Below are 14,642 nucleotides of genomic sequence, written 5' to 3'. Positions count from 1 at the left end.
CCAGAATACATTTGTACGAATCTATACGTATCTGGTGATACATCATTTGCGCATAATTCAATGGTTTTTGCTCTACCAGCTCTTCTTGATCCAGTAACTCATAAACCAACGGTAAAGCTTCTCCCCGTTTTCTGTTTGACAGAAAACTGTAATACCTGATGGCTCTATAATTCTTTTCTGCAGGGATATGCGAGACTAACCGATCGATCATCTCTATCTGACTAAGGACCAACATCTTTTGTCTTTTTGGCCAAGTGAATGCGCCACTTTCGATTGTATTGACTAGAGAGAAACTGACTCCATCCATGAAAGTATCTAATATGTTGATAGTTATCATGTTTAGTATTCAATTTATGATAGTGGTCCCGTAGGAACGAGACCATTTACTGCTTCCAATGCTGCTCTACCATCGCGGCATTAAAGTAGATATTTCCCCATCGCTTAGTTTTGTGATTTATGCCTCCACGCGTGACTGATAGATGAAAATGGACATTCCAATTAAGTTGACGACCAAATGTATGGACTACACAGAATAGGCCAATCTCTATTCCCCGTTTCTTTGCAAAACTCAAGAATGCTGATACCGCACAGCGGTATAACAGATTGATTAACCAAGGATTAAGTCGAAATATGGGCCATAACTTATCGGGCATCGTTAAGGTCATGTGTTAATATTCACATTTTGGCAAGATGGATAGCTGCTTCGCTATCCATTTTTCTGTCAGCATTACTCCACAAGAACTACAAGCCTTACTCTTACAAGAGTTATAGATGACTTTGTGGTGCTCACAAGCAAGGTTTTTACATTCGTAGTGCTTACTGCCCACTTTGCTGGTACCGCAAGCGAGCATTTTTTCTATGGACTCTATTTGATTGGTGGTGATGCTATCACTACAATACGTGAGATATTATTTCCCAATAAAGATGAGTTTGGTGGCTCTAGGAACGTGTATATCAGCTATTAGTAAGGCGTTGCACCATCTCTGCAATATGTGCAAGCGAGATTAATACTTCATGTAATTTGAATGCGGTAGCCGAAGCGTCACAAACTTATCAATAAGATATTGACAAATTAATGCAATTTCTTCGTCATGATCTTTTGGATGGTCAATATCATATTGGGCATTTAACAACTGAGTGACATTATCCATAGTGGCTTCATATTGCTCATAGCTGTCAAAAGCAGATGAAGCCTGAGCTGAACAACATTTCTTTGTTGGTTTCTTCTTCTTTTTTCTAGGTTTGTTACTCATAGGATGTAGTCAATACAATAATGGCGATTTGTACTGATATAAAATAAGAATGCCCGCTAAATTAGCGAGCATAAAGGGCTAAAAATGAGGCTCTAGGCCACAGTTTTCTATTTCAGGTAGATATATCTGGATCCAGCCTTCGGCTGGCTACTGTGCCCTAACTTTGCGACAGAACCCATAGACGTAATTCACTATATTAATTATTTCCTTTTATATTAAATATTAGTATATTGTGTAAATTATTTTTTAGTTTATTAGGGGCGGTAAATGAGTAAAACTAAAGTTGAGATAGACAAACTCAAAGAACGTGCGGATCTTTACATCAAAAAAAGAAATGACTTTTATCCAAAAGAAGAACGCTTATATACTCGCCAGGAAGCTTCTGATTATCTTGCAATTAACAAAGTAACCCTAGACAACTATGTAAAAAGTCTAGGATTTAATGTAAAAGATCGTGAAGGTATGTTGTGGTCAATGAGTATTTCAGAATTGTATGACTTTGAAAGCCAGCTTCCTGATAATCTCAAAAAGCACGAACACTTCAAACGCAAGCCTAATCAAAAATGTCATGTACTTATGTTCCAAAACCAAAAAGGTGGAGTTGGTAAAACTGTCTCAGCTGCAACAGTCGCTTCTTGCCTAAGTGCTGAATTTCCTGAAAAGTTAAGAATTGGTTTGATTGACCTGGATGGTCAGTCAACATTAAGCATGTACTATGCAGCCAATGCGCAACGCGATGGTGAATTTAGTGTTGGTGATATCGTTCGAGGTAACTACGAACTTGATGAGGGTGAAACCTTTGAAGGGCTGGTAAAAGGAGCCTTCCTCAAAACGACGATACCGAATTTAAGAATACTCCCAGCACTACAATCTGATCGCTCTTTAGAAGGCTGGTTCCACCGTGTACACAGCGAATTAGACAACCCTTATGGATTAGTTAAAAGTATCGTAGATGCTGTAGAGGATGAGTTCGACATTATTATCCTTGATACGCCCCCTTCCCTCTCTTTCATGACTTATAACGGTTATTTTGCTGCAACCAGTATTATTTTTCCATTGGCCGCAAATGAAAATGATATCGACGCGACCTGTAACTATTTTGCGAACTTACCAGAAGTTTGGGCGCTGCTAGAACAATATGACCATCCAGGATACGACTTCATACGCTTAATGGTGACAAACTACCGTCAGACTATCTCTAACACTTCATTGATGAACCAGCTCAATCGTTCGTTTGGAGAATGGCTTTACCCTACTCAATTTAAACATTCGGAAGCAGTGCAGCTGTGTACTTCTATGATGAATACTGTTTTTGACCTAGCAGCAAGTGAATATCCAAAAACGAAAAAGACACTTAACGACGCTCGTACAAATGCGTTTGAAGTAGCAAGTCAGATCTACCGTGATATCGATAATGTATGGGGTGCCAACTAATGGCTAAGAAAAAAGCAGTAATGGGTTTAACGGATAATCAGCCTGGTGCATATGAATCAAAACAAAACCTTGCGAGAGCAAACTTAGAATCGCTTCCTGAACAGCTGCGTCGTGATCTAGAAATTACTGGTACTGGTTTGCACGAATATCTGGCCAATACATTTGGTATTGAGACTGCATCAAATGAAGTTGAATGGATTTTGGAATCAGGTAAGAAAGAAACTTTTGTTGAGGTTAAGCTTTCTTACGAGCAAGTGAAAAATGAAACTTACGTTGATTTTCAAGTGAATGGGCGATATCAAGATTTACTCAATCAGAATAACTTGTCTGACTTATCAACGTTAGACTTTCAACAGTTCTACCCTGCGATTGGCTGCCGCGTAGAAAATATAATTAACATTCTCGATGGTTCTCGTCGTCGTGCGTATTTTCTGCTTAAGAAAGGCGGCATTAAGTATTTCACGGTATTACTTGCTCAAGGCAATATTTCACAAAGCGATGCTAAAGCATTAGCTAAATCGTTGCAGTCAGCGAAAGAACATAACCTTTATGAGATTGGTAAACGTTGCGAGCTTTACAAAGACGCAGGCCTAAAAAGTCAGGAAGAGATTGCTAACGCGCTTGGTATATCAAGAACGAAGGTGACTCGCGCAATGCAAGCTGCTTCGATTGGCAGAGATCTATACCATCTTTTTAATGATATTAATGATCTCACCGTTAAAGATTACGCAGTACTGACTAAAGTTGAGAAGGCGTTATCTTCTCGTAAAGATAGAACTGAACTTTTATCTACTGTAGAGAGCTCCCCTGATAGTGATATAAAAGAAATTATTGATGCATTACTCCACCTCATTATTCCACCTAAAAAGTCGGCGCCTACTATTAGCGTGACGAGCTTAGTAGAGTTTGATGATAAGAATAGACATGCAAGAAAGAAAGTCAAAGGCCGTAATGTTAACTATGAGTTTGGTAGGCTATCAGCGTCCGAGCTGGAGCATATTGATAAGGCAATTCAATCTGCTTTAGATGAGTTATTCAGTAATAAATAGTGGAGTGTTCATCGTGAACAATTTACGTGAAATTCATGTAAGATACTGTATTTAAAGTTTTTTTGTATTGTATTTTTCATGGTGAAAATCTTGGTCAACTACGAGGCTCTACCCATACTATTGGAGCTACGATAATAAAGCATTTACTTTTATGTCTCAAAATATAAACTCAATTTCTGATGATAGGTAAGAATAGATAGGCAGGTTCTGTCGCAAAGTTAGGGAACCAGAGAGCAGTTGAGACCTCTAATTACTGACTTTAAACTTTTAGCTAAACTTTTATGCCATTTACTGGTTATCATTTTCCATCTGACATCATCCTTCAAGCCATACGCCACTATGTATCGTATAAACTCAGTTTCCGTGACATCGAAGAAATTTTTGCTGAAAGAGGAATTCAAGTCGATCATGCCACCATTAATCGTTGGGTCATTCGTTTTGCTCCCTTAATTGAGCAAAATGCACGGGCGAGAAAACACCCAGTATCAAGTTCATGGCGAATTGACGAAACCTATATCAAAATCAAAGGGAAATGGTGGTATTACTATCGGGCAGTGGATAAATACGGTGATATTGTAGATTTTTATCTTAGTCAAACATGAGATGAAAAATCCGCTCAAGCCTTTCTACGAAAGGCTATTCGAACAAATGGATTGCCAGATCAAGTTGTTATTGATAAAAGTGGCGCTAATGCTCGAGCTCTTCATCATATGAACGTCAAATTATGGAAAAGTGTCATTTTCATGCTGAACTTAATAGAAATAATCGACGTGAAATACTTCAACAATATAGTTGAGCAAAGCCATAGGCCAATTAAACAAAAGATGTATCAGGTTCTTGGTTGGGGACTGTTGCAAATAATTTAATGGGTATATTGGACTTATAATTAACTTTAAATTACGCGTAAATCGCATCAACATTAAAGAGACTATTCATAAAGGCGGATCTATCCAGTACTTTTGTTTTAGGTTCATCATGACGTAGCCAAAAATCAAATTGCCCTTTATTTAACATTCGCACTGATTCAAACCCTTGGAGCGTAGCCCATGCGCGTTTTTGCACTTTAAAGCCACTCGTCGCCATAATTAACTTTTTAATGGGCGAATGATCAGATTCTATACCGTTGTTGAGGTATTTCACTTGCCGTTGCTTAATATCTTTTCGCAGATATCCCTCCTTTTTCAAACGAGCAATTGCATTACCATAGGAAGAATGTTTGCCTGTATTAAGCGTTTTCGGTTGTTTATCTAGCGGATAATATTTTAAACAGCGCTTAAGGAACTGATATGATGAATATTTATTCCGCTTTTTAGAAAAGTAAAAATCTAATGTTTCACCTTGTTTATTAATAGCATGATACAGATAAAACCATTTTCCTTTCACTTTGACGTAAATTTCATCAAGCTGTCACGAAGAATCTACGCGAATAAATTGATAACAACGCAACTTCTTACGTAATGCAGGGGAATACTCAATGAACCAACGGTAAATGGTCGAACGGTTCACTGAAATCTGATATTCGCGTAGCTCATTGGTGTCGAACCATACCAACGAAGACACCAAAGGATGCTCTCAGGAGCAAAGTGTTTCCATTTGAATTCAGGATTGGTCATAGAGTTGGTAGATTAAATGCCGAAAATAGAAATTCTAAGTACTGAGTGAATTTTTTGCAACAGTCCCTTCAATTGCATGCTAGTGAGAGGAAATTGATGCTGAATCTAGAAATAGCCAGCCACTGAAAATAAAAAAGCCCAGCATGGCTGGACTTTCGGAGAGAAAAAATAAACGCATTAAGTCTGTATCTGCTGGCGTTCGCTCAATTGCTTAGTAATAGCTTGCTTGAGCGCTTGCAGTTGACCGTCGATACTCGCATCGATAATACCGACCTCGGTCTCCAGTATGCAGCCGCCGTTTTTTAAACGCGCATCGGCAATAACTTCAACGTACCCCACTTCAGGGAAATCACTGAGTATGGAGGAAACCTTCTCCCGCACTTCAGTAACCTGCTCTGGGTGTACATGCAGAATCACTTGCTTTTGGTTACTAACAAGCTGGAGCGCCTCTCTCACGACACTTGCAGTGGTATCCACATCATCAAAGCTGTTGATGATCTTTCTGACGGCATCGAGCACAACGCTTGTCATTTTTTGCTCGACCTGAAGATAGTATTCGTTGCATCGAGCAAGCGTTGCCAGCATGGTTTCTGCGTTCTCGATCTTCGCTTGATCGATGCCGTCCTGATAACCTCGCTGCCTCTCTAGCTCATAGGCTTCGTCCGCTTTCGTAATGATGCTTTCTGCTTTTGAGCGCGCCGCCTCAACCAAATGCTGCGAATCTAAGTAACTCACATAGTCTTTTGCTTTGAGCACTTTTAAGCCCGGCGCCAATTGCAAGTTGTCAGTTTTTATTTCAACAAATGAAACCATTGAGGAATTACCTGTTTTGCGATTTTCTTGATAAGTCGATATGCGAGATCGCGATGCGCGTTATCCAACCAATCTGCACTGCGATCCGTCAGCGTCAGTTGACGATCGAGCTTAAATTGCCATCGTTGTACTAGCTCTGATGGTGACTTTGCCAGTAAGAACTTGACCCATAAATACCCCTGTTCTCGGGCTGTCTTTTCAAAGCTTTTTTCATCGAGGCTGGTTGGCAGTGGCTTTTGCCAACCGCTGGGCCAGTTGGAAATCATCATCGGTCCTTGTTGGATCAAAAAACGTGTTTCATCCACCCCAAAGACCTGATTAAGACACTGTTTAGGTTGCTTTAGCACCACTTGGCGCATCGCTTGGCAATGCATGATTCCTCCAATCATCAACAGCAGTCGATTTGTTGCCTCTACAGGCAGTAAAGCCAGACTGTTGTATGGATGGTAAAAAGTATGATCCGTAATTGGCGATAACGCCCAGTCTTCAATACACCACTGATTGATGGCCGCTTGGTCTCTCCAGCCTTGTAGTTTTAACAACCAAGGCTGTTTTTCCATTACCCAACTTTCGTCAATATAACTGCAAGGGCAATAGTTAAACTGATGCTGAATTTGAGAAGCCTGCGTTTCGGAATTAACCACGTTTCACGTTCCTGCGGCACCAAGCAAACGTTGCTACATTAGAGCCAATTATCAGCAGTACCAAGAAAACAAGGATAACAATCAGATGGCTTGCGGTGTCTTTGGTTACTTGAATCGACAGAATGCTTTCGAATTGATTACCTTGAGGCGTCACACGAACTTCCGAAGATGGCACCATCACCACGCTGATACGGTCGTAGTTCAACCCTTCGATGCTGTTGTTTACTAACAGCTTAATTTGAGGGACATAAGAGTCCAACGCGACATCCGCAGCATGCTTGATAAACACAGATGCCGATGCTGGCGTTGGGCGCTCACCAGGACGAAGATTTTGGTCTTTAAGTACCACGTGAACGCGAGCTACCAACACACCATCAATTTGTGACAATGTGGCCGATAACTCTTGCGATTTTGCGTAAATAAGTCTCGCTCGCTCGGCAAGCGGAGACGAAATCAGATCGTCTTTCGGGAAGACTTCTTTAAGTGTCGAGAACTGCTCTCTTGGGTAACCTTTGCGCTTAAGCGCATCAATCGCAAACGCAATTTGTGCGTTATCTACCATTAACTTGACGGTGTTGTCTTTATCCGGTTCTTTGGTGGCGACGACGCCTTCAGAAAGTAAGACTGACAACATTTCGTTGCCTTCTTTCTGGCTCACTCCGGTGTAAAGTTCGGCCTGACAACCCACCAAAAATAGAACCAGTAACATGCTTACTGCACGCATTGTTTTTCTTGTGATGACTGACTTCATTGTGACTACTGCTTTTGTCATGACTATTGCTTTCATCATGGCTACTGTGCCTTTAACAGTGTTTCTACGTTTTGCGTCGTTTTACCTACTGTCTTGGCGATCAGCTCCTCTTGAAAGGTAATTCGAGTCAACGCCCATTGCATTTGCAAAAGCTGAGCAGGATCGTCACCCACCATTTTCATACTGTCGGTTAAACTGCTTTTTGCGTTATCGATGGTATTTTTCAGTTCGCTAATGTTTTCTAACAAACCACCTTCTAAACCATTGTTTCCTTCCGGGGCCAACATCGCTTGATCGAAACGTTCGCTAAGCCCATCCTGAGCTTGCGCATCTTGCACTTGCTCTAGATTCGTCTGCATGACTTCGGTGTACTGCGTATTGATCATCTGCGTTCCTATGAGAGCTCTAGTTTGTGGCTGTAAGTCAGCATGTTTTTGACCATAGAGTTGATTTGTATAACAAAGCTCAACTCTTTCCGAACCATGTCTAACAATAGCTCTTGATCAGGGATGTCTTGCAACTTGGCCCAGCTATGCCAAAGTGCTTGTTCTTTTTGTGCGCCCAGAGGGAAATGCTCAGACAGCAGCACTTTTAGCTCCTCACGGTCTTTTGGAGGATCGGCTAGCAAACGTCCAGAAAAGCTGCCCAGTAACTCTGGTGATGCTTTATCGGTGCCTTTTACGCTTCTTTCCTGGCTAAGCGCATACCACTCTTTAATTGCCGTCACTTTGGCCTCAGACTGAGAGACGATGTCCGTGCTTTTTTGCACTGGCGATGCGTTCTTGTTTGATGAACTGTAGTCTAATGCACTTTCACTCATCAAACGGCTCATCTTGTTTGATGAGTGCGGATCAACTTTGTCTGGCTGCTGAACCTGACTGAGCGCATAGTTGAGCGAGTTGTTTTCAACCTTCATTAAAGGTTCCTGATATCCTGAGAAAAGCTCGTTGCAAAAGCTTGGTTTTCTTCACTGCCTTTTGAAGCCATTGCCAGCCAAGATTCCGCTTTGCTCGCTAACCCTGCTTTACCCGCTGCCAGAGCCGCTAAGCAGACTAAGTCAGGAGAGTTCACGCACACAGGTTCAAGCAGGCGATGCGCCTCTTCGTAGCGACCACGATTCATCAAACTCATAGAACGAATCATTGCTACGACTTCTTCGGTATCCCCTTGGGATTCGAGGCAAGACGCAATTGTCTCTGCCTCTTCGTGGCGATGCATACCGGTTGCCATCAAAGCCGTTTCGGCCAGCAGCAAACGCATGTCTTTTTCCATAACTTACACCTTCTGCAGAATCGACTGCATCACATCCTTGATAGCACGAGTCGTGGTCGCATTGATGTTGTAAATCACCGACCATTTGTTGATCGTGTGCTGCAATTCAGCCAGCTTTGATGGGTCGTCAGCGTTGGTTTCTAAGTTTTTGATAGCTTTATTCACGGCTTCATTCGCCGCTTTTGCTTGTTCTTCTAGTTTCGTTTTAACATCATCGAGATAAACACGGTTACTCGCATCGTAAAATGACATAGGTATCGCCTCTTGTTTATTTATTGCATTCGACAGTTTCAATCACAGCTAGGGCCGCTTGATAGGCTTCATGCTGTTTGAGTAGCAACTGATATTCATGGGGGGCACAGCCAAGATCGAGCTGGCGCTTAACTGCAGATTGCGCACGCTTGAACTTGAGGACAATGGTCTCTTTCTGTTCCTGCCCTGAGTCGCTTTGTAGTAGTTGTTCAAGATTTGTCATTGGTATTTTCACCTTCATACCATAAATCGATCGTGATCACTCGCCCGCCTTTCACCAGCTCTATTCCTGATGGGGTGACGCTAGAAATGCGATACCCTTGAGGGGTGCGAGCCCCAACCATGTAACGAACATTGTCCGTAAGAATCACATAAGGGACTTGGCCGAAATTCACGCTACGAAACGGAAAATCGATGTTGGTTCCCTTGCTTACTTTAGGAATGGACTTCAAAACCAAATAAGGTTTCTCGCCATACTGCTCACGGAAATCCCTCGTAACGCCATAGAAGCGAGTGGTCTCGATATCGTCTAACTCACCTCGTACTTCAATACGATCGCCACTTGTTACTAACTGAACTTTCTTTAGTAACTCTGCTTTTTCAAGCAAGGCTTTAAGCGTATCCATATAGGCACCCGCTCTTTGCAGTTCGGCCTTCCAAGCGACCAGTCCTGGGACATCGCGTTCTAATATCTGCTCGACTTGGCTCCAACGGCTCGCATCATCAATGTACCCCGTTAAGAGCAGCGTGCCGATCTCTTCACCATTATCAACCTTGACTTGGTGATAGCCGAGGTTACGCAAGATAAAGCGTACGCCACGACGGATCTCTTCCATGGTTCGCAGGTCACTTTTGTAGTTGATCCCTAGCGCGTCAATTCTTCCCAACAGTTGCAGTTTTGCGGTTCTATCCTCGACATACCCTTCCAGTACTGCCTGCCTTGCCGTGGCATTCCATTCAACCCGCACATCATCGAGTTTCAATTCGCTCAGAATATTGCGCACTAAAACGATGGGCTCCGCTTCCGTGATGGCATCGCTGTTGCTGGCTCGGATTTGGCTATACCAAACACCGGCAAATATCACGCTTGGGATCAGGCTGCACATTAAGCCGATCAAGACTGTTCGCTTCCAACCTGATGACGGTTTATGGCTGACCGGTGTTGCTTGTTTTTCTGCGGCTTCCGTCGTGATATCGATCGCTAAGTCATCTTCAAGATGCCCTACCGCAAACGTTAAGCGGCCAACCGAAACCAAGGCGTTGCGTGATAATTCAATCTCATTAGCGTCAACCGTAACGCTCTCGTTATTGATCGAAACCTCATCACAATCACGCAGTAAGACAGTATCGCCATCGCATACCAATACAAGGTGACTCGCCTTAATGTCTGAATCGGTCAACACAAGGTCGGCGGTGAAGTCATCGCTCCCCAACACCAATGAATCATTGGGTAAGGTAACCTCTACTCCGGCATGAACACCAGAGAGAATACGAATTTTCCATTGCTGCATTGAGGCTATTGCTCCTCTAATGGTCGAACGCAATGATTCTCTGAGCCATCACACTCTTTGATTTGCACTCGCCATCCTTTTTGCCCTGAAGGCAGCTCACATTGTGATAACAGCGAAGATTTGCCCTGTGATAATAGATCTTGCTGATGACGCTCCGCTTGCACTTGAGATGTACAGCTGTAGAGCGCGAGTGCCGATTTCAGTTCTGCACTGTTATTTGAAATATTGTTCAAGGTGCCGAGCTTCGGTCTTAAGTCATACTCATTACTACCGATAAGCACGTTGTCACCAATGCCATCGACAACAATTCTCGGCTCAATAATAAACATGCGCACCGTTCTTCTGGTGGTATCAGTGGTGTTTCTAAACAAGGCACCAAGGTATGGGATGTCCCCTAACAAAGGCACTTTACGCAGTTGGTGACTGACTTCATCACGGTACACACCACCAATGAGTAGGCTCTGCCCTTGCTTTACGGTCGCCAACGTGCTGATCTCTGTCTTGCGGATTGATGGCACATTATCAACACCGCCATCTGGAATTTGCGCACCATCTTCAAGATGCAAACTCAGGTTGATTTCTGGTCTTTCAACAAATCGGTCTCCGACAATACGTGGGACGATTCGCAGTAAGGTGCCGTAGGTCACTTTTTCAAGCGCTGCTATTTCTCTGCCAATCAGCTTGACGTAGAAAGTACTGCTGTTGTTCAACACCGCCTCAACGTTTTCTTGAGTTAGCAAAGTCGGTCGAGATACGACTTGAGCACTACCTTGAGATTCCAACAAACGAATTTGAGCCAACAAGTAGTTTAAGTTGGTCGCATCAAGCAGTGACTTAAAGGTCTGCCCGCTGCCTAGCGTCACATCACCACCATCAACGTCACCTGTGGTTTTGATGTCTAAAATACTATTGTTACCGACCGCTATACCCGCTCGCCAATCCACACCCAATTGGCTCAAATCATTAGCGCTGATATCGACAATCGAAAGAGCCACTTCGATTCGCGACTGTGGCTGATCCAACTGAGCGACTAACTTGCGGTACAAAGGCAGGCGCGCTTGCGTGTCTCGCACTATGATGGCGTTTAAACCTGGCTCTGCTTCAACCGATGCACCGCCGTGTACAGAAACATTCTTCGTCGTGGTTGCAGCCGTATTGATGTCCGTTTCTTCACTCTCTTTGGTTGCCTTGATCTGAGTTTGCACACCTGACAATACGCGGCTCAATACCGATGCAATGCCCGGCACCGTCACCACTTGATCACGATAAGTGATTTCTCTGTCCGTCGCCGAGGCATATTTCAAAGGAATAATTTCAACAAACAGTTCATCAGTAGAGTTAGACTTTTGAACCAATCGGCTTTCCAGCGCTTCCGCCGTTTGCACAACCAAATCAACGTATCTAGGTGGGCCCGCTAAGTAAACCAGCCCTTTGTTCTCTGCCGCACGCCAACCGTAGCGAGAGTCCCAAATCCCTGTCGATATCAGAGTACTGCGCAGCTCATTGGCCGTCAGAAGTTCAAGTTGTAGCAGTCGTGAACGGGTTTCCGTCGCTTTGTACACATGCAACACCGCGCCATCGAAATACCACATCAGGTTGTAGAGCTGTGCTAGATAATCAAGAAACTCTGCTGGGTCTTCTGGCGTAAATCGACCACTGACTCGATCATTGACCTTGTCACTGACCGACACAGAAACACGATAGTTAGCACCAAAGTTATTCAATAGTTCTTTTAAAGAGTCGTTGTTGGCATAGTAGCGAAACGGCTGATCAGGCCAATCCAACTCTGATGCGTGTAAAGACAATGCCGCCAACAAACTCAAAGTATATGCAACAGACCAAACAAGTCGGCGTAGTTGTTTTTTTAAAACGGCAAGCATTATGGAATCCAAATACAGTGGCTGACGGTATGATTAACGCGTTGATGCTCTAGCACATCACTAAATTGCTCGACCAAATTCACATGCTGGGAGAGCTGAGCGCATAATGCTTCTGTGGTTGCGCTTTCCATGTTCATCTTTCCTTGCACAATCAACTGTTCGTTATTATTTACCGTCAGTGTGCTGCACGTGTCTCGCAGAGTCTTCAAAGAGAGCTGCATACAATGCTTAAGTGTTTGCTCTTTTTGGTAATCGAGGTGCTGTTTAAACTGAAATGGGAGCACTGTTTCCCACAAGACCCATGATGAATGCTGCCGAATGTTAAGCAGCATCTGATCGACTTCGATATCGTAGGAACCATTATTTGAGGAAATAAAATCCCCTACCCCAAGCGTTGCCGCGAGAGATTTCATCATTTGATCTAACATATTTAGCTCTATTTAAATCTGGCTGAGATGGTTACAAACTTGACCGCACTGGTTACTCTGAATGTCAAAATAGTAGTGATCCACATTGCCAACGGTGTGCATGTCTTGAAACCACTGCCAAATCTTCGCAACCGCATTTAAGTCGCTGTACACATGATCGCAAGCGTCCCACACGTCGTTGAGCTCTGGTGCTTGTACTCGAGCTTCGCCACACCAGACTTTCCATTCTGAGATAAACTTATCTGATGTTTCGCCGTACTGAGATAGACCTTTGAGCTTATCAAGCGTTGGCTTCCACTCTTCCACCATTGCTTGGTGGGATTCGACTGCCTGATTTTGTTGTTCATTAAGAACAACAAAATCAGGCAGTTCACTCTGCTGGCTCTGGTTCAGTGCTAACTGCTGCTTTGCAAAAATCGCACTGTTCTCTTCTGTTGACAGTCTCAACCAGTAGTCTTTCTGAATACTCAGCTGATTAATCAACTGCTCAAGCTGGATGGTGTCATGCAACACCGTCTGATCTGTCTTTCGGTTCACCCACTCATTCAGGGTTAAATACATCGACAGGATCAGCGTTTTAGGGGACGCCAAATTGAAGCGAAACCCTAATTGGCAGTTAATGTAATCCAGCCTTTGCTCAAAAGAGCTCAACACATGATTGTTACTTAGTTGTCCACCTACCTCGAGAAAGAGGCGCATGGCAAACCGGTCTAAAGAGGTACCAAACCTTTGATAGGTTTTCACCACTTGGCTTGCACATAAGCAATCAACGACATTGCGGTCAAGCAAACGTAGCAGCAAAGACAATTGTTCTGAACTCAGAACCTCTTCACTAAGCAGTTGTCGGTGATTGATATTAACAACATTGGGTACTTGCGATGATTGGGTTAAACCTTCGTATCTTACGCCTCTCTGCAATACAGTGACCTTCCTTTGCGTCACAATGTTGTTAGGATAACGCGAACGGCGTCGCCAATGCAGCTTTTTCATTGGTGTTGTTCTCCGCATCTACTTCGAACAATCCATAAGGAAGTAGAGGTAATAGTGTTGTTCGTTGTTGCGCTGAGCATAATAGAGTTTACGCCAGTTGATGCCTTTCAAAATTAGTCAGAAAATTTTAGTCGTCAGACATTTCACGGTGGGTTCTGTTGCAAAGTTAGGGAACCAGAGAGCAGTTGAGAACTCTAATTACTGACTTTAAACTTTTATGCAATTTACTGGTTATCATTTTCCATCTGACATAATCCTTCAAGCCATACGCTACTATGTAGCGTACAAACTCAGTTTCTGTGACATCGAAGAAATTTTTGCTGAAAGAGAAATTCGAGTCGATCATGCCACCATGAATCGTTGGGTCATTCGTTTTGCTCCCTTAATTGAGCAAAATGCACGAACGAGCAAACACTATGTATCAAGTTCATGGCGGATGGACGAGACTTACATCAAAATCAACGGGAAATGGTGGTATTACTATCGGGCAGTCGATAAATACGGTGATATTGTAGATTTTTATCTTAGTCAAACACGAGATGAAAAATCCGCTCAAGCCTTTCTACGAAAGGCTATTCGAACAAATGGATTGCCAGATCAAGTTGTTATTGATAAAAGTGGCGCTAATGCTCGAGCTCTTCATCATATAAACGTCAAATTATAGAAAAGTGTCGTTTTCATGCTGAACTTAATAGAAATAATCGACGTGAAATACCTCAACAATATAGTTGAGCAAAGCATAGGCCAATTAA

The 14,642-nt window shown here is 43.1% G+C and carries 15 protein-coding genes and 4 pseudogenes; 4 read left to right on the top strand and 15 right to left on the bottom strand.

Annotated elements, in window-relative coordinates; all coding sequences use genetic code 11:
* Position 1: 1 nt before the first annotated feature.
* Both CTN07_RS18650 and CTN07_RS23100 read right to left on the bottom strand, forming a co-directional pair.
* Positions 2–953, bottom strand: a pseudogene (locus CTN07_RS18650) (IS91 family transposase); the annotation flags it as partial.
* A gap of 51 nt (positions 954–1,004) precedes the next feature.
* Positions 1,005–1,253 carry a hypothetical protein gene (locus CTN07_RS23100; protein WP_036766102.1) on the bottom strand — a complete coding sequence of 83 codons (249 nt, stop codon included), beginning with the start codon at positions 1,251–1,253 and terminating at the stop codon, positions 1,005–1,007.
* Positions 1,254–1,520: 267 nt separating this feature from the next.
* Between CTN07_RS23100 and CTN07_RS18640 the strand changes: the two genes are divergently transcribed.
* The 3 genes and pseudogenes from CTN07_RS18640 (at position 1,521) to CTN07_RS18630 (ending at position 4,602) form a co-directional block, all read left to right on the top strand.
* On the top strand, positions 1,521–2,687 hold the full coding sequence (locus CTN07_RS18640; RefSeq protein ID WP_005306527.1) for a ParA family protein: 1,167 nt from the start codon (positions 1,521–1,523) through the stop codon (positions 2,685–2,687).
* Entirely contained in the window at positions 2,687–3,736 is a 1,050-nt protein-coding gene (locus CTN07_RS18635) for a ParB family protein (RefSeq protein ID WP_005306530.1), read from the top strand. The genes CTN07_RS18640 and CTN07_RS18635 overlap by 1 nt, the downstream gene beginning before the upstream one ends.
* A 281-nt stretch (positions 3,737–4,017) precedes the next feature.
* Positions 4,018–4,602: pseudogene (locus tag CTN07_RS18630) on the top strand (IS6 family transposase).
* 31 nt (positions 4,603–4,633) lie between these two features.
* On the opposite strand, the pseudogene CTN07_RS18625 reads toward CTN07_RS18630, so the two are convergent.
* From CTN07_RS18625 to CTN07_RS18565, 13 genes and pseudogenes are all read right to left on the bottom strand, one after another.
* A pseudogene (locus CTN07_RS18625) lies at positions 4,634–5,349 on the bottom strand (IS6 family transposase).
* Between the two features lie 177 nt (positions 5,350–5,526).
* Positions 5,527–6,162 (bottom strand): HrpE/YscL family type III secretion apparatus protein, encoded by a 636-nt coding sequence (locus CTN07_RS18620; RefSeq protein ID WP_005306533.1) that lies wholly within the window; start codon positions 6,160–6,162, stop codon positions 5,527–5,529.
* Positions 6,141–6,806, bottom strand: a complete 666-nt coding sequence (gene vscK, locus CTN07_RS18615; protein WP_005306536.1) for a SctK family type III secretion system sorting platform protein VscK — start codon at positions 6,804–6,806, stop codon at positions 6,141–6,143. The genes CTN07_RS18620 and vscK overlap by 22 nt, the downstream gene beginning before the upstream one ends.
* On the bottom strand, positions 6,799–7,530 hold the full coding sequence (gene sctJ, locus CTN07_RS18610) for a type III secretion system inner membrane ring lipoprotein SctJ (protein WP_036766190.1): 732 nt from the start codon (positions 7,528–7,530) through the stop codon (positions 6,799–6,801). Before sctJ ends, vscK begins: the two co-directional genes overlap by 8 nt.
* A gap of 68 nt (positions 7,531–7,598) precedes the next feature.
* A complete protein-coding gene (gene sctI / locus CTN07_RS18605; protein WP_036766104.1) occupies positions 7,599–7,943 on the bottom strand; it encodes a type III secretion system inner rod subunit SctI in 345 nt (114 codons plus the stop codon).
* Between the two features lie 8 nt (positions 7,944–7,951).
* Positions 7,952–8,473, bottom strand: coding sequence for a YopR/YscH family type III secretion effector (locus tag CTN07_RS18600; RefSeq protein WP_005306541.1), 522 nt, complete (start codon positions 8,471–8,473; stop codon positions 7,952–7,954).
* Positions 8,473–8,829 carry a YscG family type III secretion system chaperone gene (locus tag CTN07_RS18595; RefSeq protein ID WP_036766105.1) on the bottom strand — a complete coding sequence of 119 codons (357 nt, stop codon included), beginning with the start codon at positions 8,827–8,829 and terminating at the stop codon, positions 8,473–8,475. Before CTN07_RS18595 ends, CTN07_RS18600 begins: the two co-directional genes overlap by 1 nt.
* 3 nt (positions 8,830–8,832) lie before the next feature.
* Positions 8,833–9,081 carry a type III secretion system needle filament subunit SctF gene (sctF, locus tag CTN07_RS18590; RefSeq protein WP_005306547.1) on the bottom strand — a complete coding sequence of 83 codons (249 nt, stop codon included), beginning with the start codon at positions 9,079–9,081 and terminating at the stop codon, positions 8,833–8,835.
* Between the two features lie 16 nt (positions 9,082–9,097).
* The gene (locus CTN07_RS18585; RefSeq protein ID WP_036766106.1) at positions 9,098–9,304 is read right to left on the bottom strand and encodes an EscE/YscE/SsaE family type III secretion system needle protein co-chaperone; all 207 of its coding nucleotides are present in this window, start codon (positions 9,302–9,304) and stop codon (positions 9,098–9,100) included.
* Entirely contained in the window at positions 9,291–10,592 is a 1,302-nt protein-coding gene (gene sctD, locus CTN07_RS18580; protein ID WP_005306550.1) for a type III secretion system inner membrane ring subunit SctD, read from the bottom strand. Before sctD ends, CTN07_RS18585 begins: the two co-directional genes overlap by 14 nt.
* A 5-nt stretch (positions 10,593–10,597) precedes the next feature.
* Positions 10,598–12,472 carry a type III secretion system outer membrane ring subunit SctC gene (sctC, locus tag CTN07_RS18575; protein ID WP_005306553.1) on the bottom strand — a complete coding sequence of 625 codons (1,875 nt, stop codon included), beginning with the start codon at positions 12,470–12,472 and terminating at the stop codon, positions 10,598–10,600.
* Positions 12,472–12,900 carry a YscB family type III secretion system chaperone gene (locus CTN07_RS18570; protein WP_036766107.1) on the bottom strand — a complete coding sequence of 143 codons (429 nt, stop codon included), beginning with the start codon at positions 12,898–12,900 and terminating at the stop codon, positions 12,472–12,474. Before CTN07_RS18570 ends, sctC begins: the two co-directional genes overlap by 1 nt.
* 12 nt (positions 12,901–12,912) lie before the next feature.
* Positions 12,913–13,890 (bottom strand): T3SS regulon anti-activator ExsD domain-containing protein, encoded by a 978-nt coding sequence (locus tag CTN07_RS18565; protein WP_005306556.1) that lies wholly within the window; start codon positions 13,888–13,890, stop codon positions 12,913–12,915.
* 217 nt (positions 13,891–14,107) lie between these two features.
* Between CTN07_RS18565 and CTN07_RS18560 the strand changes: the two are divergent.
* A pseudogene (locus tag CTN07_RS18560) lies at positions 14,108–14,629 on the top strand (IS6 family transposase); the annotation flags it as partial.
* Between the last annotated feature and the right edge of the window lie 13 nt (positions 14,630–14,642).

It is taken from the genome of Photobacterium damselae (assembly GCF_003026815.1).
Classification (GTDB): Bacteria; Pseudomonadota; Gammaproteobacteria; order Enterobacterales; family Vibrionaceae; genus Photobacterium; species Photobacterium damselae.
The sequence above is the reverse complement of the archived record's forward strand: the minus strand, read 5'-3'. Positions and strand labels throughout refer to the sequence as shown.

What these genes read in the sequence shown, in the direction of transcription:
- CTN07_RS18620 (WP_005306533.1), bottom strand. Translation starts at nt 6,162, where the DNA reads ATGGTTTCATTTGTTGAAATAAAAACTGACAACTTGCAATTGGCGCCG.
- CTN07_RS18585 (WP_036766106.1), bottom strand. Translation starts at nt 9,304, where the DNA reads ATGACAAATCTTGAACAACTACTACAAAGCGACTCAGGGCAGGAACAG.
- CTN07_RS18570 (WP_036766107.1), bottom strand. Translation starts at nt 12,900, where the DNA reads ATGTTAGATCAAATGATGAAATCTCTCGCGGCAACGCTTGGGGTAGGG.
- CTN07_RS18635 (WP_005306530.1), top strand. Translation starts at nt 2,687, where the DNA reads ATGGCTAAGAAAAAAGCAGTAATGGGTTTAACGGATAATCAGCCTGGT.
- sctJ (WP_036766190.1), bottom strand. Translation starts at nt 7,530, where the DNA reads ATGCGTGCAGTAAGCATGTTACTGGTTCTATTTTTGGTGGGTTGTCAG.
- CTN07_RS18600 (WP_005306541.1), bottom strand. Translation starts at nt 8,473, where the DNA reads ATGAAGGTTGAAAACAACTCGCTCAACTATGCGCTCAGTCAGGTTCAG.
- CTN07_RS18565 (WP_005306556.1), bottom strand. Translation starts at nt 13,890, where the DNA reads ATGAAAAAGCTGCATTGGCGACGCCGTTCGCGTTATCCTAACAACATT.
- CTN07_RS18640 (WP_005306527.1), top strand. Translation starts at nt 1,521, where the DNA reads ATGAGTAAAACTAAAGTTGAGATAGACAAACTCAAAGAACGTGCGGAT.
- sctF (WP_005306547.1), bottom strand. Translation starts at nt 9,081, where the DNA reads ATGTCATTTTACGATGCGAGTAACCGTGTTTATCTCGATGATGTTAAA.
- CTN07_RS23100 (WP_036766102.1), bottom strand. Translation starts at nt 1,253, where the DNA reads ATGAGTAACAAACCTAGAAAAAAGAAGAAGAAACCAACAAAGAAATGT.
- sctD (WP_005306550.1), bottom strand. Translation starts at nt 10,592, where the DNA reads ATGCAGCAATGGAAAATTCGTATTCTCTCTGGTGTTCATGCCGGAGTA.
- sctI (WP_036766104.1), bottom strand. Translation starts at nt 7,943, where the DNA reads ATGATCAATACGCAGTACACCGAAGTCATGCAGACGAATCTAGAGCAA.
- CTN07_RS18595 (WP_036766105.1), bottom strand. Translation starts at nt 8,829, where the DNA reads ATGGAAAAAGACATGCGTTTGCTGCTGGCCGAAACGGCTTTGATGGCA.
- sctC (WP_005306553.1), bottom strand. Translation starts at nt 12,472, where the DNA reads ATGCTTGCCGTTTTAAAAAAACAACTACGCCGACTTGTTTGGTCTGTT.